The sequence below is a fragment of the Streptomyces sp. NPDC021093 genome, assembly GCF_044333135.1.
In the GTDB taxonomy this organism is placed as follows: Bacteria; Actinomycetota; Actinomycetes; order Streptomycetales; family Streptomycetaceae; genus Streptomyces.
In genome coordinates, this window is the sequence record NZ_JBIRQJ010000020.1 from 81,003 (window position 1) to 102,321 (window position 21,319).

Genomic DNA, 21,319 nt, shown 5'->3' on the forward strand with positions numbered 1-21,319 from the left:
GCCTGGTCCGTCGGGCCCCTCGGCCCAACAGGGCCAGCCGGAGGGGTCCTTCGGACCGCCGCCGTCTCCGCCACCGCCTTCGCCACCGCCTTCCGGGTCCGGGCCTTCGCCTTCCGGGGGCGAGGGGCGTGCTCCCGCTCCGGGTGCCGGTGCGTCTGCGGGTGAGCCATGGGGCCATGGGCCTTCCGGCTGGGGACCTGCCGGGGGCGGGCCTCCTGACGGGGGGCCTTCCGGTGGTGGGACTCCTGACGGAGAACCCGATACCGGAGTGCCGCCCGGTGGAGCGCCTGCCTACGGTGGGGCTCCCGGTGGGGCTCCCACGGGCGCGACCTCTCCTCACGGTGGGGCTCCCGCAGGCGGACCTCCGGGCAGTGGGCCTCCCAGTGGCGGGCTTCCCCGTGGTGGGCCTACCGGCGGCGGGGCTCCCGGGTACGGGCCCGGTGGCGGGCCTCCGGGCGGTGGACCTCCCGGGTACGGGCCCGGCAGCGGTCCTCCCAGCAGCCGTCCTCCCAGCGGCGGTCTTTCCAGTGGTGGACCTCCCAGTGGCGGACCTCCCGGGTACGGGTCGGCCGGTGGGGTTTTCGGAGGGGCGCCGCCGCCTCCGCCGCAGCCACCGCCGCCTCCGCCCGGGCAGCCGCCGACCGTTGGGCCGTTGCCGGAGGCCGATGAGGTGCGGGCCGTCGGGGCCGGGTTGCTGAATCTTTCCGGGCTCGGGCTCGGGTACGTGCTGCTGCGGCAGTGGGTGCCTGCTGCCGTGTGCCTGGCGGCGACCGTCGCGTTGCTGGTGCTCGTGCTGCCGGCCGATGTGGACGGCACGTCGGGGTGGCTGGTCGTCGGGTATGCCGTCCTGCTGGTGCTGGCCGCTCTCGACGGGGCGCGGCAGGGGTTCCGGGCGCGACGGCCGCTGCCCCTGCGTCCCCAACTGGCCGTGCTGCTCGGGGTGGTGCTGCTGGCCGTGCCTGCCGGTGGGGCGGTCGTCTACCGCGGGGCGCAGCACGAGGCCGTCGAGAAGATGCTGCTCGGGCGGCTCGCCGAGGCGGACCGGGACGTGGCGCGGGCGAAGGGGCGCGACTTCGCCGCGGGGGAGAAGGACTACCGGACGGCCCTGGTCAAGTACCGCCAACTCGTGGGCGAGCACGCGGAGTCCAGGGCGGCGAAGCTCGTGCCTGACCGGCTCGACGCGTACTACAAGGCGGTCTCCGCCCCGTACGGACAGGGCGAACACTGCGCGGCTGTACGGCCGTTGACGTACCTGCGCACCGTTCCCGGTCAGATCGACGAGGGGGTGCTCGGGAAGCTGGCGGGGTGGCCGGACCGGCCGCTCGCCGTCTCGCTGTACGAGTGCGGGATGCGGGGACTCGGAGTGGCGGCCTCTGCGGGCGGTGAACTCGGCGAGCTGATGCGGACGTTCCCCGAGTCCGAGCAGGCCGGGAAGGTCGAACCCGGCATCCGCGCCCGGATCGCCGACCGTACGAAGGCGCTGAGCGGCAGCGACCCCTGCCCGGTCACCGAGGAGCTGCGGAAGATCGGCACCACCGCGGGCGGGCTCCCCGGCTCCGCGGCCACCACCCTGCGCAACGACGCGAACGCGGCGGTCGAGTCGGGCGTCTGGTCCTGCGGCCTCGACCAGTTCCGGGACCGGAAGTTCTCGGCGGCCCGTACGACGATGGCCGACTTCGCCGCCACGTACAGGAACAGCGGCAACGCGGCCCGTGCCCGCACCATCGCCATCGCGGCGGAGATCGCCGCGGAACGGCCGGCGGCGGGCGACCGGCTGCCGCCGACGGGGACGCCGGGCGGGGACCGGATGCCGGTCGTCGTCAGCAACGACGCGCCGACGGCGACGGTCATCCTCTACACGGGGCCGATCACCGGGAGCCTCACGATCCCCGGGTGCGCGGGCTGCACCGCGTACCCGAGCACGCAGGCGGCGAAGGGAAAGGCCTGCAAGGATGGCCGAAAATCGTACCCGAAGGGCAGGCTGCTGCTCCCGGCCGGCACGTACCACCTGCTCTACAAGGCGGCGGAGGGCGGGCGGAAGAGCAACTCGGCCTACGGCCAGCGGATCCAGGCGGGCTACACGTACACCGGGTGCAGCTACGAGACGCGCGGCAGCCTGCAACTGCCGGGCACGGACACCGTGAACTACGGGCGCTGAGCAGGGTGCTCCACGCGCCCGGGGGCGGCCACCGTGCTCACGGTGGCCGCCCCCGAGGACGTACGGAAGTGCTGTCGAGCGCCGTCGCTAGACGAGCGCGCCGCCCGGCAGTTCGACCTTCGCGCCGAGCTTTTCGAGCTTCTCCATGAAGTTCTCGTAGCCGCGGTTGATCAGGTCGATGCCGTGCACACGGCTCGTGCCCTGGGCGGCGAGGGCCGCGATCAGGTACGAGAAGCCGCCGCGCAGGTCGGGGATGACCAGGTCGGCGCCCTGGAGCTTGGTCGGGCCCGAGACGACCGCCGAGTGCAGGAAGTTGCGCTGGCCGAAGCGGCAGTTGGAGCCGCCCAGGCACTCGCGGTAGAGCTGGATCTGCGCGCCCATCTGGTTGAGCGCGGAGGTGAATCCGAGGCGCGACTCGTAGACCGTCTCGTGGACGATCGACAGGCCGGTGGCCTGGGTGAGGGCGACGACCAGCGGCTGCTGCCAGTCGGTCTGGAAGCCGGGGTGGACATCGGTCTCCAGCGCGATCGACTTGAGCGCGCCGCCCGGGTGCCAGAAGCGGATGCCCTCGTCGTCGATCTCGAAGGCGCCGCCGACCTTGCGGTAGGTGTTGAGGAAGGTCATCATCGAGCGCTGCTGGGCGCCGCGCACGTAGATGTTGCCCTCGGTGGCCAGCGCGGCGGACGCCCAGGAGGCCGCTTCGAGGCGGTCCGGGAGCGCGCGGTGCGTGTAGCCGTCCAGCTTGTCCACGCCGGTGACGCGGATCGTGCGGTCGGTGTCCATCGAGATGATCGCGCCCATTTTCTGCAGGACGCAGATCAGGTCTTCGATCTCCGGCTCGACGGCCGCGTTGGACAGCTCGGTGACGCCCTCGGCGAGGACGGCGGTGAGCAGCACCTGCTCGGTCGAGCCGACCGAGGGGTACGGCAGGCGGATCTTGCAGCCGCGCAGCCGCTGCGGAGCCTCCAGGTACTGGCCGTCCTCCCGCTTCTCGATGGTCGCGCCGAACTGCCGCAGCACCTCGAAGTGGAAGTCGATCGGCCGGCCGCCGATGTCGCAGCCGCCCAGACCCGGGATGAACGCGTGTCCCAGGCGGTGCAGCAGCGGGCCGCAGAACAGGATCGGGATGCGCGAGGAACCCGCGTGCGCGTCGATGTCGGCGACGTTCGCGGACTCGACGTGCGAGGGGTCCATGATCAGCTCGCCCGGCTCGTCGCCGGGGCGGACCGTCACGCCGTGCAGCTGGAGCAGCCCGCGTACGACGCGCACGTCGCGGATGTCGGGCACATTGCGCAGTCTGCTCGGCCCGCTGCCGAGGAGCGCCGCGACCATTGCCTTGGGCACGAGGTTCTTGGCGCCGCGGACGCGGATCTCGCCCTCCAGCGGGGTGCCGCCGTGGACAAGCAGTACATCGTCTGTGCCGGTCATGTATCTCGCGTTCCGGAATCGTCGGACAGGGGGCCAAGAGCAAAGGGTAATGGGCCGATGGCCCCGTTCCGTGTGGTCGAACGGGGTGGACGTACGTCATGAATTCGCCACAACACGCTCTGTCCGACGGCCATCACCGGAGGGTTACGGTCCGTTTGTGCTGCGTGCTGCGCGCTCCCACTGCTGCCGTGCGCCCTGAGCTGCGGACCTTTTCCGGCTGTCACGGACTCCCCGCGGAGAGCGAATCTGCGGGATCATGTGGCGCATGACGGAGGTGTCCTCGCTCACAGGGCGGCTGCTGGTGGCGACCCCGGCACTCGCGGACCCGAACTTCGACCGTGCGGTCGTACTGCTGATCGACCACGACGACGCGGGCTCGCTCGGCGTGGTGCTGAACCGGCCGACGGCGGTGGGCGTCGACCAGATCCTCGCCCCGTGGGCGGAGCTGGCCGGTGCGCCCGGGGTGGTCTTCCGGGGCGGTCCCGTGTCGATGGACTCGGCGTTGGGCGTGGCGGTGGTCCCGGGTGCGGATCCTTCCCCAAGCTCTCGGCTGCGCTCGGGCAGGGGATGCCCCATCGGGTGGCGGCGGGTGCACGGCGCGATCGGGCTGGTGGACCTGGACGCGCCGCCGGAGCTGCTGGCCGCCGCCCTCGGATCGCTGCGCATCTTCGCCGGGTACGCGGGATGGGGTCCGGGCCAACTGGAGGACGAGCTGACCGACGGGGCCTGGTACGTGGTGGAGTCGGAGCCGGGGGACGTGTCCTCGCCGGAGCCGGAGGGGCTCTGGCGGGCGGTGCTGCGGAGGCAGCGGAGCGGGCTGGCGATGATTGCGACGTATCCGGACGATCCTTCGTTGAACTAGTCGGACCTAGTTGGACCTAGTCGGACCTAGTTGGATCCAATTGGACCTGATGGGACCAGGAGGGGCCTCGCGTCGAACCGGGAAGGACCTCGGCGGTGCTGGGAAGGACCGGGGCGCGAGGGGCCTTGTACCCTTGGCTCGTATGAGCACTCTTGAGCCCGAGCCCGAGCGCGGGGCAGGTACGGGGACACTTGTAGAGCCGGTTCCTCAGACGTCGCGCGGCGACGGGGACCACGAGCGGTACGCCCATTACGTCCAGAAGGACAAGATCATGGCGAGTGCCCTGGAGGGCACTCCCGTCGTGGCGCTCTGCGGCAAGGTGTGGGTGCCGGGGCGCGACCCGAAGAAGTACCCGGTCTGCCCGATGTGCAAGGAGATCTTCGAGTCTCTCGGCGACAAGGGTGGCAAGGGCGGTAAGGACGGCAAGGGCGACAAGAAGTAGCTCTTGAGGCCGGGTCCTTTCGGGTCCGGCGTGTTCGTCCGATCTTGGGGACGGCCCCCGCGGTGCGCTTCGGCGTGCTGCGGGGGCCGTTTTCGTGTGCTTTCTCGTGTGCTTCTTCATGGGTGCCTCGGCGTGCCCCTTCGGGTGCCTCTTCGTGCGCTCCTCCGTGTGCCCTTGGTGCCGTTTCGCGTTCGGGTCTTGTCCGCAGTGAGGGCGCGCTCTAGTCTCCTGCCTGTTGTGTTGTGCAGTACGAAACGTCCGTTGCACATGATGCAACGTGCGCTCACTCGACAGGGGTTCACGTACATGAAGCGCATCGCCCGAACTTCCCTGCCCGCAGCGGCACTTGTCCTCTCCTCCGTGCTGGCCGCCTCCGCCTGCGCCCCGCAGACCTCCGGCGGCGGTGCCAAGGAGGACGAGAAGAGCGGAACGCTCCGCGTCTGGCTGTTCCAGGAGGTCGCCAACAAGCCCAAGGAGCAGGTCGTCGAGCGCGCCGTCGCGGCCTTCGAGAAGGCCCATGCGGGCGCGAAGGTCGAGGTCGAGTACATACCCGTCGACACTCGCGCCCAGCGCATCAAGGCCGCCTTCAACGACCCGAAGAGCGCACCGGACGTCATCGAGTACGGCAACACCGACACGGCCGGATACGTCAAGGACGGCGGACTCGCCGACGTCAGCGCCGAGTTCGCGGCGTGGGACGAGGCGAAGGACGCCGACCCGACGGCCAAGCAGTCCGTCACCGTCGACGGGAAGGTGTACGGGGCGCCGCTCTTCGTGGGCGTGCGCGCGCTGTACTACCGTACGGACGTACTGAAGGAAGCCGGGGTCGAAGTCCCCACCACCCAGGCCGAGTTGATCACCGCCGCGAAGGCGCTGCACAAGGCGAAGCCGGGGCTGTACGGGCTCGCGGTCGGCGGTGCGTACACCTACGGGGCGATGCCGTTCGTGTGGGCCAACGGCGGTGAACTCGCCACCGGCAGCGGCTCCTCGTACAAGTCGGCCATCAACAGCGAGGCGTCCCGCAAGGGCATCACCGCGTACACCTCGCTCTTCGGTGACGACAACTGCCCCGCCGCCAAGTGCGCCGAGATGGGCGGCAACGACACCATCACGGCGTTCGCCGCGGGCAAGGCCGCGATGGCGATCGGCGGCGACTTCAGCCATGCGGCCGTCGAGGCGGGCAAGGCGAAGGGCAAGTACGCGGTGGTGCCGCTGCCCGGCGTCGAGAAGGGCTCGGTGGCTCCCGCCTTCGCCGGCGGCAACAACATCGGTGTCCTGAAGAGCAGTTCGCACCGCACGCTCGCCGTCGACCTGATGAAGTCCCTGACGGCGAAGAAGACGCAGGGCGAGCTCTTCGACGCGATGGGCTTCCTGCCGACGTACGGGGACGTGCGTGCGGCGGCGGCGAAGAGGAAGCCGTACGTGGCGCCGTTCGTGAAGACGCTGGCCGCGGGCACCAAGTTCGTTCCCGCGTCGCCGGGTTGGGGCAAGATCGACGCCTCGCTCGTACTTCCGACGATGTTCCAGCAGATCGTCAGCGGCAAGAAGGACGTGACGGCGGCGTCCGACGAGGCGGCGAAGAAGATGGACGAGGCGTTCGGGGCGTCGGCGAAGTGAGTCACGTACAGGTAGCTGCGGGGACGCGGGCGCGGGCGCGGGCCCGCGTGCGGGTGCGGGCGTGGGGGCAGGCGCAGGCGCAGACGTGGGGGCAGGCGCAGGTGCGAGGGCGCGGCGGCGCGGGCTTCGTGCTTGTTCGGGTCCGGGGGTGCGGTGGTACGGGCTCGTTGGTGTGTGCGCGGGCGCGGGAGCACGGTGGTGTGGGCTTCGAGTCTGCGCGGGTCCGGGGGTACGGCGGCGGGGGCTTCGAGCCTGCGCGGGCTCGGGGGTACGGCGGCGCGGGCTTCGAGTCTGTGCGGGCGCGGGGGGTGGCGGTGTGAGTTCCGTGCCGCTGAAGACCCGGGAGGCCGCGCCCCGGGCGGAGGGTGCGGCTGCCGCCAAGCCTCCGCGGCGCGGCAAGGGTGGATCGCCGAGCTCCCGGGGCGGGTGGACGCCCTGGCTCTACCTCGCCCCCGCGCTCGTCGTCCTCGCCGCGCTCCTCCTCTACCCGATCTACCAACTCGGCCTGATCTCCTTCCTGGAGTACACCCAGGCCCAGGTCAGCGGTGGTGAGCCGACCTCCTTCCGGGGATTGGGCAACTACACCGACCTGTTCGCCGACGAGCAGTTCTGGCAGGTGCTCGCCGCGACCGTCGGCTTCGCTGCGGCCTGTGTCGTCACCACGCTCGCGGTCGGCTGCGCGCTGGCCGTACTGCTGACGCGGATACGGGCGCTGCCCCGGCTCGCGCTGATGCTCGCGGCGCTCGGGGCGTGGGCGACGCCCGCGGTCACCGGCTCCACGGTCTGGGTGTTCCTCTTCGACCCCGACTTCGGGCCGGTCAACCGGCTGCTCGGGCTTGGCGACTTCTCCTGGACGTACGGCCGCTTCAGCGCCTTCGCGCTCGTACTGCTCGAAGTGGTGTGGTGCTCCTTCCCGTTCGTGATGGTCACGGTGTACGCCGGGATCCGGGCGATCCCGGGGGAGGTGCTGGAGGCGGCGTCGCTGGACGGGGCTTCGCAGTGGCGGACCTGGCGGTCCGTCATGGCGCCGATGCTGCGCCCGATCCTGGTGGTCGTGACGATCCAGTCGATCATCTGGGACTTCAAGGTCTTCACCCAGATCTACGTCATGACCAACGGCGGCGGCATCGCCGGCCAGAACCTGGTGCTGAACGTGTACGCCTACCAACAGGCCTTCGCCTCGTCGCAGTACAGCCTCGGCTCGGCGATCGGGGTGGTGATGCTGCTGATCCTGCTGGCGGTGACGCTCGTGTACCTGCGGCTGATGCGACGTCAGGGGGAAGAGCTGTGAGTGCTCTTGATGTGTCCGGGCGTTCCGGTACGGAATCGACCGGGCGCTCCCGGTCCCGCTCCCAGTCCCGGTCGAGGTCCCGCTTCCGGGTACGCCGTCCGTGGCGGCTCGCGGCGGAGGCCTCCGCGCTGCTGATCGCCGTCGCGGTCGCCTTCCCGCTCTACTGGATGGTGCTCTCCGCCTTCAAGCCGGCCGGGGAGATCCAGTCCACGGAGGCCAGGCCCTGGACCCTGGCCCCGTCCCTGGACTCCTTCCGGCGGGTCTTCGAACAGCAGGACTTCGGGCGGTACTTCCTCAACAGCCTGCTGGTCGCGGGATCCGTGGTGGTGCTCTCGGCACTGATCGCGTTCCTGGCGGCGACGGCGGTGACCCGGTTCCGGTTCAAGTTCCGCACCACGCTGCTGATCATGTTCCTGGTGGCGCAGATGGTGCCGGTGGAGGCGCTGAGCATCCCGCTGTTCTTCCTGATGCGGGACTTCGGTCAGCTGAACACGCTGGGCGCGCTGATCCTGCCGCACCTCGCCTTCTCACTGCCGTTCGCGGTGTGGATGCTGCGGGGGTTCGTGAAGGCGGTGCCGGAGGCGCTGGAGGAGGCGGCCTACATCGACGGGGCGAGCCGTACCCGCTTCCTGTGGCAGATCCTCTTCCCGCTGGTCTTCCCGGGGCTGGTCGCGACGAGCGTCTTCTCGTTCATCTCGACCTGGAACGACTTCCTGTTCGCGAAGACCTTCATCATCAGCGACACCGCGCAGTCGACGCTGCCGATGGCGCTGCTGGTCTTCTTCAAACCCGACGAGAACGACTGGGGAGGGATCATGGCTGCGTCGACGGTGATGACCATCCCGGTACTGGTCTTCTTCGTACTCGTACAACGGCGCCTGGTCTCGGGGCTGGGCGGAGCGGTCAAGGACTGATGGAAACCGACGGACTGTTGGAGGCAAAAGTGACGAACCTGATTCCGGCCCCGGTGGCCGTGGACGGCCCTCACCCGGGCACGGAGTGGCTGGACGAGGCGTCGGTCCTGTACGCAGGAACCGGTACGGAGTCCACCGCACGGTGGCTGCGCGCCACGCTCGGCTCCGTGCTCGGCCTGCCACTGGCGCCCGCGGCGGAAGCCGACGGCGCGGCGGTGCGGCTGCTGCTCGACGACACCCTGGCCGCGGAGGCGTACCGGATCAGCGTGGCCGACGGCCGGGGCGTCGAACTGCGGGGAGGCACCGAAGCGGGCCTCTTCTGGGCGGCCCAGACCTTGCGCCAGCTGCTCGGTCCCGAGGCGTTCCGCAGTGCGCCCGTCTCGGCCGGCCCCACACGGTGGGGCATCGCCCACCAGGTGATCGACGACGCGCCCCGCTTCGGCTGGCGCGGCCTCATGCTCGACGTCGCCCGGCACTTCATGCCCAAGAACGACGTCCTGCGCTACCTCGACCTGCTCGCCGCGCACAAGCTGAACGTCTTCCACTTCCACCTCACCGACGACCAGGGCTGGCGCATCGAGATCAAGCGCCACCCCCGCCTCACCGAGGTCGGCTCCTGGCGGCCCCGCTCCAAGTGGGGGCACCGGGCGTCCGAGTTGTGGAACGACACCCCGCACGGCGGCTTCTACACCCAGGACGACATCCGCGAGATCGTCGCGTACGCCGCCGCCCGCCACATCACCGTCGTCCCCGAGATCGAGATCCCGGGCCACTCCCAGGCCGCCATCGCCGCCTATCCGGAACTCGGCAACACCGATGTCGTCGACACGACCTCGCTGGGCGTCTGGGACACCTGGGGCGTCAACCCCAACATCCTCGCCCCGACCGATCACGTACTGCGCTTCTACGAGGAGGTCTTCGAGGAGGTCCTCGACCTCTTCCCGTCCCGCTTCGTGCACATCGGCGGCGACGAGGCCCCCAAGGACCAGTGGAAGAAGTCCCCGACCGCACAGGCCCGCATCGAGGAACTCGGCCTGGCGGGCGAGGACGAGCTCCAGTCGTGGTTCGTCGGGCACTTCGACAGCTGGCTCGCCGACCGCGGCCGCCGGCTGATCGGCTGGGACGAGATCCTGGAGGGCGGCCTAGCCCCCGGCGCCGCGGTCTCCTCCTGGCGGGGCTACGCGGGCGGCATCGCCGCCGCCAAGGCCGGCCACGACGTCGTCATGTGCCCCGAGCAGCAGGTGTACCTGGACCACCGTCAGCACGGCGGCCCCGACGAGCCGATGCCCATCGGGTACGTCCGCACGCTGGAGGACGTCTACCGCTTCGAGCCCGTACCGCCGGAGCTCTCGGCCGAGGAGGCCCGCCATGTCCTCGGCACCCAGGCCAACGTCTGGACCGAGGTCATGGAGAACCGCGGCCGCGTCGACTACCAGGTCTTTCCCCGCCTCGCCGCCTTCGCCGAGGTCGCCTGGTCGGCTCTGCCCGCCCCCGCCGCACGGGACTTCGCTGCTTTCGAGTCGCGAATGACCGCCCACTACGGACGGCTCGACGCCCTCGGTGTCGACTACCGACCGCCGGGCGGGCCGCAGCCGCATCAGCGGCGCCCCGGGGTGATCGGACGCCCGATCGAGGGGTCGCCCCCAAACGTGTGAGCCGGGCGGTGGGATCCGCGCGGCGCCGCCCCGGCCCCGGGACCGTTTCCCCGGGCTGGGGCGGTCGCACGTCGTCAGCCGTGCGACCGCCTGAACACCCAGTCGTACGACCGCCTGAACAACCAGCCGTACGACAATCCCCCAGCGCCCTGAAATGCCCCAAGACGGTCATTCACGCCTCATCCACACCGCATCGCCAATTTACGGGATTTCGCCGATTTCCGGGATTTCGGGGATGAGGGACGAAACTGGATCCATGCCCTGACCCGGGCGAGAAGTCCCATGGCGGACCCTCGCGTCGGGCGGATCCGAAGATGTGCCAGAGTTGCCACGTCCGGGCCGGGAGCACGTACCGTACGGCGCAACAAGGCGGGACACCGGGAAGGGGCAGCTGGGTTGACCACGCACGCACCGCAGGCGGCGCAGTCCGTGACGCTGCCTGCCTCGATCGACGAGGCCGTGGCGGCACTCACCGCCATGCCCGCCGCCGTGCCCGTCGCGGGCGGCACCGACTTGATGGCCGCCGTGAACTCCGGGCACCTCAGGCCCTCCGGCCTCGTCGGCCTCGGCCGGATCAGCGAGATCCGCGGCTGGCAGTACCAGGACGGACACGCCCTCCTCGGCGCCGGCCTCACCCACGCCCGCATGGGCCGCCCCGACTTCGCGGCGCTCATCCCTGCCCTCGCCGCCGCCGCCCGCGCGGCGGGCCCGCCACAGATCCGCAACGCGGGGACGCTCGGCGGCAACATCGTCACCGCCGCCCCGACCGGCGACTCCCTGCCGGTGCTGGCCGCCCTCGAAGCGACCCTGGTCGTCGCGGGCCCCGGAGGACAGCGCGACCTTCCGGTGTCCCATCTCCTCGCGGGGCGCGCGATGCTGGAGCCCGGCGAGCTCATCGCCTTCGTGCGGGTACCGCTGCTGCACGCGCCGCAGGTCTTCTTCAAGGCCACCGGCCGCACCGGCCCCGGCCGCGCGACGGCCTCGGTCGCCCTGGTCCTCGACCCGGCACGACGCGGAGTGCGCTGCGCGGTGGGTGCCATCGCACAGATGCCGCTGCGCCCGCTGGAGGCCGAGGCCTGGATCGCCTCGCTGATCGACTGGGACGGAGAGCGCCGCCTGGCCCCGGAAGCCTGCGAGGCCTTCGGCGAGTACGTCGCCGCCGCCTGCATCCCGGACCCGCCCCAGCCGGCCGAGGGGGAAGAGCCGCAGTCGCTGCCCCCCGCCGTACTGCACCTGCGGCGCACAGTCGCCGCGCTGGCCCGACGAGCACTGGGGAGGGCACTCTCGTGACCGACAACACCGAGCACCCCGACCACATCGGCAACCCCGACCACATGGGCAACCCCGACCACACGGGCAGCCCCGACCACATGGGCAACCCCGACCACATTGGGAACGCCGATCACCCGGGCATTGCCGATCACCCCGGCAGCGCTGCGCTCCCCGGTATTGCCGATCTCCCCGGTATTGCCGATCACGCAGGGCACCGTCACGAGGTCGGCCCGGCAGTGGGACCCGCGTCGGCCGGCTGGCAGCCGACGCCGCAGAGCGGTGAGTACGACGCCGACGCCACGGCGTTCGTCCAACTCCCCGAGGGTTTCGACCTCTCCGGCACCGGCGACCCGCTGGCCGCGCCCGGCCACGACTACGTTCCGCCGCACATCTCGGCTCCCTTGGAGACCGGAACCTGGAACGTCCACCTCCACCAGGACCCCCAGGCCTTCCAGCCGCAGTTCCACGAGACGCAGCAGCCGCATCAGCCGCAGCCGCACGGACATCAGCCGTTCCCGTCCCACGAGCAGCAGCTGCACGGGTCGCAGTCGCACGGGTCACAGCCCCACGAGTCGCAGTCGCACGGGTCGCCGCTGCACGGGTTGCCGTCGCATCAGCTGCAGCCCGACCAGCCGCATGAGTCGCACGAGTCGCATCAGTCGCATCAGCCGCAGTCCCACGGGCCGTCGGCGGGCTGGCCGGTCGCTGGCCACGACGCGGGCGCCACCAGCCAGTGGAACTTCACCGAGGCCTTCGACACCGCCCCGTCTCCCGCCCCGTCTCCCGCGCCTGCTCCCGCTCCGGCCCCGGCCGCCGGCCCGGCAAGCTCCTTCGGCCCGGACTCCGGCCTGCCCACCGGGCAGTGGACGATGCCGCCCGCCGACGAGGAAGCCCCGGACGACTCCGGCGAGTTCCCCGCCACCCCGGCGGCGCCCTGGCACGCCCCGGGAGCTCCGGCGACCCTGCCGGGCGGCGCCCCCGCACCCTGGGCAATCCCGGGAATGCGGACCGCTGCGGCTCCGCCCGCCGCTGTCCCGCAGGAGCCGTCGGCCGACGCGCCGCCGGCCGAGCCCGCACTCACCCCTGATGCCGAGGAAGCACCCGGCGCCGAAGCTGTCGCAGATGCCGGCGCAGATGCCGACGCAGGTACGGACTCGGGTTCGGCCTCGGGTACGGAGGCCGGGCACGGCCTCACTGCCGAGTCCCTCCTGGTCGCAGGCCCGGAAGACGGTCCGGGTGCACCCGCAGCGGTCGCCGGAACCGCCCCGGCCGACGACGGTACGCAGGACAGCCGGGCCAGCAGCGTCAGCAGCCAGGACAACAGGGACAGCCAGGCCGACCAGGGGAGCGAGGACGGCCAGGAGACCGCGCCACCGGCCACGGAGCCGGACTCCGCCCCCGCCGGCCCCGATCTCGATGTCGACCCCGCCTCCACACCCGAGGCATCTGTAGCTTCCGCGGCTTCCGTGGCTTCCGTGGCAATCGGAACCACCGAGGCGCCGGCCCCGGACGCCCCGGCCCCGGACACCCTCGTGGCCGAAGCGGACGCCGACGTAACTGCCGGGCCCGAGGCTGAGCGCGATCCCGAGCCCGAGACGGCGCCCGAGGCTGAGGCCGGGCCCGACGCGGCCGCAGAACCGGGAACAGCGGCGGAGGCCGGAGTAACAGAAGCCGGAGCAACAGAAGCCGGAGCAGCAGAGTCCGGAGCCCCGGCCGCGCCCGGCACCGACCCCGTCGCCGGGTATGCCCCGGAAGCCGGTATCGAACCGTCCTACGCCGCCCCGCACGAGCCCGCCCACTTCTTCCACAACGAGCCCAGCGAACACCCGCACGCCTCCTACGTGTTGCGGGTCAACGGCGCCGACCGGCCCGTCACCGAAGCCTGGATCGGCGAGTCGCTCCTCTACGTGCTGCGCGAACGCCTCGGCCTCGCCGGAGCCAAGGACGGCTGCTCCCAGGGAGAGTGCGGCGCCTGCGCCGTCCAGGTCGACGGCCGACTCGTCGCCTCCTGCCTGGTGCCCGCCGCCACGACCGCCGGCTCCGAGGTCCGTACGGTCGAAGGACTGGCCACCGACGGCGAGCCCTCCGACGTCCAGCGCGCCCTGGCCAACTGCGGCGCGGTGCAGTGCGGCTTCTGCATCCCGGGTATGGCGATGACCGTCCACGACCTGCTCGAAGGCAACCACGCGCCGACCGAGCTGGAGACCCGGCAGGCCCTGTGCGGCAATCTCTGCCGCTGCTCCGGCTACCGGGGCGTACTCGAAGCCGTGCGTGACGTCGTCACCGAGCGCGAGGCCAGCGCCGAGGCCGCTGCCACCGGCCACACCACCGACGAGCCCCGCATCCCGCACCAGGCGCCCCCCGGCGCGGGCAGTGCCCAGCAGACCTTTCAGCACCCGCACGACGGAGGCATGGCGTGAGCAACGACGCGGCCACCGCGACCGCAGCGGTCGGCGGCACGCAGCAGGAACCGCCCGCCCACGGCCTCGGCGCCTCGCTCCCCGCGTCCGACGCGCGCGCCAAGACCGAGGGCACCTTTCCCTACGCGGCCGACCTGTGGGCCGAGGGCCTGCTGTGGGCCGCGATCCTGCGCTCCCCGCACGCGCACGCCCGCATCCTCTCCGTCGACACCAGCGCCGCGGTCGCGATGCCGGGAGTCCGCGCCGTCGTCACCCACGCCGACGTCCCCGGTGACCCGCACTACGGCCGCAAGATCGTCGACCGCCCGGTGTTCGCCTCCGACCTGGCCCGCCACCACGGCGAGCCGATCGCCGCCGTCGCCGCCGACCACCCCGACACCGCCCGGCTGGCGGCTGCCGCGATCGCCGTCGAGTACGAGATCCTCGAACCGGTCACCGACCCCGAGAAGGCCTTCGCTGCCGAACCCCTGCATCCCGACGGCAACCTGATCCGGCACATCCCGCTCAGCTTCGGCGACCCCGAGATCACCGGCGAGGTCGTCGTCGAGGGCCTCTACCGGATCGGCCGCCAGGACCCCGCCCCCATCGGCGCCGAGGCTGGCCTCGCCGTGCCCCGCCCGGACGGCGGCGTCGAGATCTACACCGCCTCCACTGATCCGCACACCGACCGCGACCTGGCCGCCGCCAGCTTCGGCCTGGAACGCGAGCGCGTGAAGATCGTCGTCACCGGCGTGCCCGGTGCCACCGGCGACCGCGAGGACGCGGGCTTCCAACTCCCGCTCGGCCTGCTGGCGTTGCGTACGGGCTGCCCGGTCAAGCTCGCCGCGACCCGCGAGGAGTCCTTCCTCGGCCACGCCCACCGCCACCCGACCCTGTTGCGCTACCGCCACCACGCGGACGCCGAGGGCCGCCTGGTCAAGGTCGAGGCACAGATCCTGCTCGACGCGGGCGCGTACGCCGACGCCTCGTCCGAGTCCCTCGCCGCCGCCGTCTCCTTCGCGTGCGGCCCCTACGTCGTCCCGCACGCCTTCGTCGAGGGCTGGGCCGTCCGTACCAACAACCCCCCTTCCGGCCACGTCCGGGGCGAGGGTGCCCTCCAGGTCTGCGCCGCGTACGAGGGCCAGATGGACAAGCTCGCCGCCAAGCTCGGCCTGGAACCGGCCGAACTGCGCATGCGCAACGTCATGGCCACCGGTGACCTCCTGCCCACCGGCCAGACCGTTACCTGCCCGGCCCCGGTCGCCGAACTCCTGCGCGCCGTACGGGACTTCCCGCTGCCCACTCTCCCCAAGGACTCCCCTGAGGAGGGCTGGCTGCTGCCCGGAGGCCCCGAGGGTGCAGGCGAACCGAGCGCCGTGCGCCGCGGCGTCGGCTACGCCCTGGGCATGGTGCACATGCTTGGCGCTGAGGGTACCGACGAGGTCTCCACCGCCACCGTGAAGGTCCACGACGGCGTCGCCACCGTCATCTGCGCCGCCGTCGAGACCGGCCAGGGCTTCTCGACGCTCGCCCGCCAGATCGTCCAGGAGACCCTGGGCATCGACGAGGTGCACGTGGCTTCCGTCGACACCGATCAGCCCCCGGCGGGTCCGGCCACCCACGGCCGCCACACCTGGGTCTCGGGCGGTGCGGTCGAGCGGGCCGCGAAGATGGTCCGCACCCAGCTCCTCCAGCCGCTGGCGCACAAGTTCGGCATGTCCACCGAGCTGCTCTCCATCGCCGACGGCAAGATCACCTCGTACGACGGTGTCCTGAGCACCACCGTCACCGAGGCCATGGACGGCAAGGAACTGTGGGCCACCGCCCAGTGCCGCCCGCACCCCACCGAGCCCCTGGACGAAAGCGGGCAGGGCGACGCCTTCGTCGGACTCGCCTTCTGTGCCGTCCGCGCGGTCGTGGACGTCGACATCGAACTGGGCTCGATCCGGGTCGTGGAGATGGCGGTCGCCCAGGACGTCGGCCGCATCCTCAACCCGGCGCAGCTCGCCGCCCGTATCGAGGCCGGTGTCACCCAGGGCGTCGGCGCAGCCCTGACGGAGAACCTCCGCACCCCGCGCGGCCTGGTCCGCCACCCCGACCTGACGCACTACGCCCTGCCGACGGCCCTGGACGCCCCGGACATCCGCATCGTCAAGCTCGTCGAGGAGCGCGACGTGGTCGCCCCCTTCGGCGCCAAGCCGGCGAGCGCGGTACCGGTCGTCACCTCGCCCGCGGCGGTGGCGTCGGCGGTGCGGGCGGCCACCGGACGCCCGATCAACAGGCTGCCGATCAGGCCGCAGGCAGCGGTGAGCAACCCCTGAACCCGGGCCCCGACCCGGGGAGCCCGGCCGGCTTCCCGGGGCCGGCGGGGAGGCCCGTGCGCTACAGGCCCGGCATCGCAGGCCCTTCGCGCCGCAGGCCTTGAACGGCGAGCCCGTAGGGCGAAACTCGCGAGCTGCGTACGGCAGTTCTGCGTACGGTTCCTTTCATGGTCGACTCCAAGATTGCAGAACTGGACTCCGCCGTCGTGCTCGTGACCGGAGCGATGGCGGCCGGGAAGTCCACCATTGCCCAGGCGCTCGCCGAGCGCCTGCCCCGCGCCGCCCACGTCCGCGGTGACGTCTTCCGGCGCATGGTCGTGTCCGGGCGGGCGGAGATGGCGCCAGGCGCGGGCGAGGACGCGCTGGCCCAACTGCGGCTGCGCCACCGGCTCTCCGCCGGCACCGCCGATGCGTACGCGGCCGAGGGCTTCACCGCGGTCGTGCAGGACATCGTCATCGGCAAGGACCTGGACGAGTACATCGGCCTGGTGCGCACCAGGCCGATGTACGTCGTCGTGCTCGCCCCCGACCCTCAGACCCTCGCCGTCCGCGACGAGGGTCGGGCGAAGACCGGATACGGCGGCGGTTGGACTCCCGAGGTCCTGGACCGGGCCATGCGCGAGGAGACTCCGAAGAGAGGGCTGTGGCTGGACTCCTCCGGTCAGACTCCGCAGCGCACCGTCGACGAGATCATTGCGCGGCTGGACGAGGCCAGGCAGTAGGGCGCTGCCGCGCCGCCCGCAGATTTCGGGGCACCTCATGCAGTCAGACATCTCTATGCAGTTCACAAGGAACCGGCCGCCGCGGCGGCTCACCCGCATCACTCGCGAACGCGAATTCTGCGAGTGGAAATGAGTGTGGCAGCCGGGTCTGACAATCGGGGATCTCCACCCGTCGGCCGAGCCCCGGGGCACGCCCCCTTGCCCCCGTACGGCGGCCCAGGCCACCATGCGGGCGCAACACGACTGGCGGATGGGACTCAAGAGGCGGGTGGGACTCCATGGACGCAATGCGCGGGGCGCGTGAGACAGACAGGGACCATGAGGTACGGGGTGCGCCTGAGGCAGGCACGGCGCGAAGGGCGTCCGCAGGTGGCCGGGGTGCTCAAGCAGGCCTGAGCCGCCGCGCTTTCGGCGTTCTCGCAGGTGCGGGAATCACCGCGGCGGTGCTGCCCGGGAGCTCGGTCGCGGCAACGGCTCCGGGTCCGGCTCCGGCTCCGGGTCCGGCTCCGGGTCCGGCTCCGGGTCCGGCTCCGGGTCCGGGTTCCGCGCCATCGCCGACTCCGGCCGGACCGCGCGCCGCCTTCCTAGGCACGTACACCACGAATCCGGGCGGTGGCACCGGCATCGGCCTCGCCTCGTACCGGCAGGGCAGCGGCGGAATCGTCGCGACCGGTGTGCTCGACGGGGTCGTGAACCCCTCGTACCTCACGCTCTCGCCCGACCGGCGGACGCTGTACGCCGTCAACGAGCAGGCCGAAGGGGCCGTCACCGCCGTCCGGTTGAGGGCGGGGCGGCCTCCGGAGGTGCTGGGCAGCCGTCCCACCGGCGGGGCCGATCCGTGCCACGCGTCGGTGCACCCCGGCGGAAGGTTCCTGCTCAGCGCCAACTACACGGGCGGCAGCATCGCCGTACATCCCATCGGGCGTGACGGCGCGTTGGGCGAGGCCTCCGACATCGTCCGGCACACCGGTTCCGGGCCCGACCCGGAGCGGCAGGAGGGGCCGCACGCGCACATGGTGGTCACGGATCCGGCAGGCCGCCACATCCTCGCCGTCGACCTCGGCACCGACTCCGTGCACACCTACCGCCTGGACGAGCGGAAGGGGCAACTCCGGGAAGTGGGTCGGGCGGCGACGCGTCCCGGTGCCGGGCCGCGGCACCTGGCCCTCCACCCCTCGGGGAAGTACGCGTACCTCGTCAATGAACTCGACAACACGCTGGTGGTCTGCGGATACGACTCGCGCACCGGCACACTGAAGCCGGGAGAACCGCAGGCCACACTTCCGACGGGGACAGATCCCGGCGAGCGCAACTACCCGGCAGGAGTGGTCGTTTCGGCCGACGGGCGCCATGTGTACGTCTCCAACCGAGGCCACGACAGCATCGCCGTCTTCTCCGCCGGCCGCGGAGGCGCCCGGTTGCGGCTCCGGTCGGTGACGCCGTCGGGCGGCTCGTACCCGAGGCACATCACGCTCGACCCGGCGGGCACGCTACTGTTCGCCGCGAACCAGAAGTCGGGGTCGGTCACGACCTTCCGCGTGGACCGGGGAACGGGGCGGCTCACCTCGGCAGGACCGGCGCTCGAAGCGCCGATTCCGGTTTGCGTATTGCCGCTCTGAGCAGGGGATTTGATGCGCGGACGGCCGATTGTCAGTGGCGTCGCCTAATCTTTTCCGTACGCAGAATTTGCGTGCGGAAGAGAGGTGGAGGTGGTGCGGCACGCGGCGCTGGAAAGACCGGTGGCCAGCGCGGAAAGGGCTGGTAATGGAGGCCGTGATCGGAATCGAACCGACGTAACTCGCTTTGCAGGCGAGCCCCTGAGCCATTCGGGCACACGGCCGTGTGCTTGTTTGTTCCTTGACAACTCCAGAACGGTAGAACGGAATTGGGCCCCGTTCAAGGCCCCGGGCGCGCCGCAATAGGACTGCCACACCCCGTTCACAGAACGCTGTTCACGGCGCTGTTCACGGCGCTGTTCACGGCGCTCCGAGGAACGAGGTCACCACTGCGCGGAGAGGGGCTGGATCGTCCGCGCACGGATTGCGGTCCACGGACAGCGGCCCGCCCGTCCCGGGAAGCCACCGCCATTCGCCGTGGGGAAAGGAAGCCGCGACCGTTTCCCCACGAGAACGCCTGTGATCGTGTCCAGATCGCTCGTCACCACGAGCACCGGGCAGGGCACCTCTCGCAGGTTTGCCAGGACCGCCTGCCGGCCGCGGCGTCCGCACCCGGCCCCCGGTAGAAGAGTGCGGCGTCCGACGTACGAGCGGTGGCGCGGCATGGCCGTACACCTGCCCCGTCCTGGCCCTGAGCACGGGTTTTGTCGTGCACTGATCCTGCTTCGGTCGTACGACCAAGGGCGGAGCCGGGTACCGCCCGGAGACAGGGTTCAACCCGGGATACGGCCCTTACTCTGGGCCTATGACCGCCCTGGGACCACGCGACGTCGATGTCGCACCGACCGACATATCCGCCGAGCCCCCGCCCTCGTCCGAACCCCAGCCTTCTCCCGAGGGGGTGCTGGGCAAGAGGCACCGGGCGCTGAGCATCGGCATTGTCTCGGTCGTCCTGCTGATCGCCTTCGAGGCGACGGCGGTCGGTACGGCGATGCCGGTCGCCGCACGCGAACTGCACGGCATCCCCCTGTACGCCTTCGCGTTCTCCGCGTACTTCACCACCAGCCTCTTCGCGATGGTGCTGTCCGGTCAGTGGGCCGACCGGCGGGGCCCTCTCGCGCCGCTGACCACGGGGATCGCGGCCTTCGCCGTCGGTCTGCTGCTGTCGGGCACGGCGGGCACGATGATGCTGTTCATCCTCGGCAGGGCCGTCCAGGGACTGGGCGGCGGACTGGTGATCGTCGCGCTGTACGTGGTGATCAGCCGTGCCTATCCGGAGCGGTTGCGCCCGGCGATCCTGGCGGCGTTCGCGGCGAGCTGGGTGGTTCCGTCGGTGGTCGGGCCGCTCGCGTCCGGGGCGATCACGGAGAGCCTCGGCTGGCGCTGGGTGTTCGTCGGCATCCCGGCCCTGGTGGTCTTCCCGCTGGCACTCGCCCTGCCCGCGATACGGCGGATGGCAGGCGGTCCTGCCGACCCGGATGCGCCGGTCCCGCCCTTTGACGGCAAGCAGATCCGGCTGGCGCTGGGGATCTCGTTGGGCGCAGGGCTCCTCCAGTACGCGGGCCAGGACCTGCGGTGGCTGTCGCTGCTGCCCGCGGCGGTGGGTGCGGCCCTGCTGGTGCCGGCGGTGCTCGGGCTGCTGCCCAAGGGCACCTACCGGGCGGCGCGCGGGCTGCCGTCGGTGGTGCTGCTGCGCGGGGTCGCGGCAGGTTCGTTCATCGCGGCGGAGTCCTTCGTGCCGCTGATGCTGGTCACCGAGCGGGGGCTGTCGCCGACCATGGCGGGACTGTCGCTCGCGGTCGGCGGCGGCACCTGGGCGTTCGGCTCGTTCGTCCAGTCACGCCCGCGCATGGAGCCGTACCGGGAGCGGCTGGTCTCCTTCGGCATGGTCCTGGTGGCGGCGGCCATCGCGGTGGTGCCGACCGTACTGATTCCGTCCGTGCCGGTGTGGGTGGTCGCCGTCGCGTGGGGCTTCGGCTGCTTCGGGATGGGCATGGTCATCGCCTCGACCAGCGTCCTGCTGCTGAAGCTCTCCGCCCCGGAGGAGGCGGGCACCAATTCGGCCGCCCTCCAGATCTCCGACGGTCTGTCCAACGTGATGCTGCTGGCGATCGGCGGCGCGGTCTTCGCGGCTCTCGGCGGAGGCACGGTCGCGGCGCACTCGACGGGAGTGGGCGCGGGCGGCGGTTCCCACCCGGCGGCGTTCGCGGCGGTGTTCCTGCCGATGGCAGGCGTGGCGCTGGTGGGGGCCTGGGTGGCCACGCGGCTGCGGGAGCGGGAGGCGTAGGGGCGCGACCGGGCGGGGTCCGGACCAGGTCCCGGCAGGCTCCTCGGCTCCTCGGCTCCTGAGCTCCTGGGTTCCCGGGCTCCCGGGTTCCGCGCCAGGTCCCGGCGGGTTCACGGTTCACGGGCTCCGGGCTCACGGGCTCCGGGCTCCGGGGCCGATCGGGTGTGCGGCACCTTCGGGGCATGCCCGTGAGGTCCGTGTGAGGACTGTGAGTTGAGTCCCACCCACGGCCCGGCCGGACGTGCTCACCGCGCGTTCCGGTCGGGGCGCCGGTAAGGTGGCCCGGTTGTCGTACGGGACCGGGCCGTGCCCCGGTCATTCTCCGCGACAGCTGC

The 21,319-nt window shown here is 71.6% G+C and carries 14 protein-coding genes and 1 tRNA gene; 13 read left to right on the plus strand and 2 right to left on the minus strand.

What is annotated here, in order from left to right; translation table 11 throughout:
- The first annotated feature begins 652 nt into the window (after positions 1-652).
- Positions 653-2,158 carry a hypothetical protein gene (locus tag ACH4SP_RS41750; RefSeq protein WP_398423610.1) on the plus strand — a complete coding sequence of 502 codons (1,506 nt, stop codon included), beginning with the start codon at positions 653-655 and terminating at the stop codon, positions 2,156-2,158.
- A gap of 87 nt (positions 2,159-2,245) precedes the next feature.
- Here ACH4SP_RS41750 and murA read toward each other — a convergent pair whose 3' ends face one another.
- Positions 2,246-3,586 carry a UDP-N-acetylglucosamine 1-carboxyvinyltransferase gene (gene murA, locus ACH4SP_RS41755; RefSeq protein WP_398423612.1) on the minus strand — a complete coding sequence of 447 codons (1,341 nt, stop codon included), beginning with the start codon at positions 3,584-3,586 and terminating at the stop codon, positions 2,246-2,248.
- A 265-nt stretch (positions 3,587-3,851) separates the two neighbouring features.
- Here murA and ACH4SP_RS41760 point away from each other — a divergent pair, with 265 nt between their 5' ends.
- The 11 genes from ACH4SP_RS41760 (at position 3,852) to ACH4SP_RS41810 (ending at position 18,700) form a co-directional block, all read left to right on the plus strand.
- Positions 3,852-4,448, plus strand: a complete 597-nt coding sequence (locus ACH4SP_RS41760) for a YqgE/AlgH family protein (RefSeq protein ID WP_398423614.1) — start codon at positions 3,852-3,854, stop codon at positions 4,446-4,448.
- A gap of 142 nt (positions 4,449-4,590) precedes the next feature.
- On the plus strand, positions 4,591-4,890 hold the full coding sequence (locus ACH4SP_RS41765) for a DUF3039 domain-containing protein (protein WP_185031735.1): 300 nt from the start codon (positions 4,591-4,593) through the stop codon (positions 4,888-4,890).
- 306 nt (positions 4,891-5,196) lie between these two features.
- Entirely contained in the window at positions 5,197-6,507 is a 1,311-nt protein-coding gene (locus ACH4SP_RS41770; protein WP_398423616.1) for an extracellular solute-binding protein, read from the plus strand.
- 316 nt (positions 6,508-6,823) lie between these two features.
- Positions 6,824-7,798, plus strand: coding sequence for a carbohydrate ABC transporter permease (locus ACH4SP_RS41775; RefSeq protein ID WP_398423618.1), 975 nt, complete (start codon positions 6,824-6,826; stop codon positions 7,796-7,798).
- 128 nt (positions 7,799-7,926) lie between these two features.
- The gene (locus ACH4SP_RS41780; protein ID WP_398423732.1) at positions 7,927-8,712 is read left to right on the plus strand and encodes a carbohydrate ABC transporter permease; all 786 of its coding nucleotides are present in this window, start codon (positions 7,927-7,929) and stop codon (positions 8,710-8,712) included.
- Complete coding sequence (locus ACH4SP_RS41785; protein WP_398423620.1) at positions 8,712-10,367, plus strand: beta-N-acetylhexosaminidase; 1,656 nt, start codon at positions 8,712-8,714, stop codon at positions 10,365-10,367. The genes ACH4SP_RS41780 and ACH4SP_RS41785 overlap by 1 nt, the downstream gene beginning before the upstream one ends.
- Before the next feature lie 396 nt (positions 10,368-10,763).
- On the plus strand, positions 10,764-11,657 hold the full coding sequence (locus ACH4SP_RS41790) for an FAD binding domain-containing protein (RefSeq protein ID WP_398423622.1): 894 nt from the start codon (positions 10,764-10,766) through the stop codon (positions 11,655-11,657).
- Positions 11,654-14,059, plus strand: coding sequence for a 2Fe-2S iron-sulfur cluster-binding protein (locus ACH4SP_RS41795; RefSeq protein WP_398423624.1), 2,406 nt, complete (start codon positions 11,654-11,656; stop codon positions 14,057-14,059). The genes ACH4SP_RS41790 and ACH4SP_RS41795 overlap by 4 nt, the downstream gene beginning before the upstream one ends.
- The gene (locus ACH4SP_RS41800; RefSeq protein ID WP_398423626.1) at positions 14,056-16,359 is read left to right on the plus strand and encodes a xanthine dehydrogenase family protein molybdopterin-binding subunit; all 2,304 of its coding nucleotides are present in this window, start codon (positions 14,056-14,058) and stop codon (positions 16,357-16,359) included. Before ACH4SP_RS41795 ends, ACH4SP_RS41800 begins: the two co-directional genes overlap by 4 nt.
- A gap of 167 nt (positions 16,360-16,526) precedes the next feature.
- A complete protein-coding gene (locus tag ACH4SP_RS41805) occupies positions 16,527-17,081 on the plus strand; it encodes an AAA family ATPase (protein ID WP_398423628.1) in 555 nt (184 codons plus the stop codon).
- 443 nt (positions 17,082-17,524) lie between these two features.
- Positions 17,525-18,700 carry a lactonase family protein gene (locus tag ACH4SP_RS41810; RefSeq protein WP_398423630.1) on the plus strand — a complete coding sequence of 392 codons (1,176 nt, stop codon included), beginning with the start codon at positions 17,525-17,527 and terminating at the stop codon, positions 18,698-18,700.
- Between the two features lie 146 nt (positions 18,701-18,846).
- Here ACH4SP_RS41810 and ACH4SP_RS41815 read toward each other — a convergent pair.
- Positions 18,847-18,921, minus strand: a tRNA-Cys gene (locus ACH4SP_RS41815).
- 581 nt (positions 18,922-19,502) lie between these two features.
- Here ACH4SP_RS41815 and ACH4SP_RS41820 point away from each other — a divergent pair.
- The gene (locus ACH4SP_RS41820) at positions 19,503-20,984 is read left to right on the plus strand and encodes an MFS transporter (RefSeq protein WP_398423632.1); all 1,482 of its coding nucleotides are present in this window, start codon (positions 19,503-19,505) and stop codon (positions 20,982-20,984) included.
- Positions 20,985-21,319 lie beyond the last annotated feature (335 nt).

What these genes read in the sequence shown, in the direction of transcription:
- ACH4SP_RS41805 (WP_398423628.1), top strand. Translation starts at nt 16,527, where the DNA reads ATGGTCGACTCCAAGATTGCAGAACTGGACTCCGCCGTCGTGCTCGTG.
- ACH4SP_RS41770 (WP_398423616.1), top strand. Translation starts at nt 5,197, where the DNA reads ATGAAGCGCATCGCCCGAACTTCCCTGCCCGCAGCGGCACTTGTCCTC.
- ACH4SP_RS41765 (WP_185031735.1), top strand. Translation starts at nt 4,591, where the DNA reads ATGAGCACTCTTGAGCCCGAGCCCGAGCGCGGGGCAGGTACGGGGACA.
- ACH4SP_RS41785 (WP_398423620.1), top strand. Translation starts at nt 8,712, where the DNA reads ATGGAAACCGACGGACTGTTGGAGGCAAAAGTGACGAACCTGATTCCG.
- ACH4SP_RS41820 (WP_398423632.1), top strand. Translation starts at nt 19,503, where the DNA reads ATGACCGCCCTGGGACCACGCGACGTCGATGTCGCACCGACCGACATA.
- murA (WP_398423612.1), bottom strand. Translation starts at nt 3,586, where the DNA reads ATGACCGGCACAGACGATGTACTGCTTGTCCACGGCGGCACCCCGCTG.
- ACH4SP_RS41760 (WP_398423614.1), top strand. Translation starts at nt 3,852, where the DNA reads ATGACGGAGGTGTCCTCGCTCACAGGGCGGCTGCTGGTGGCGACCCCG.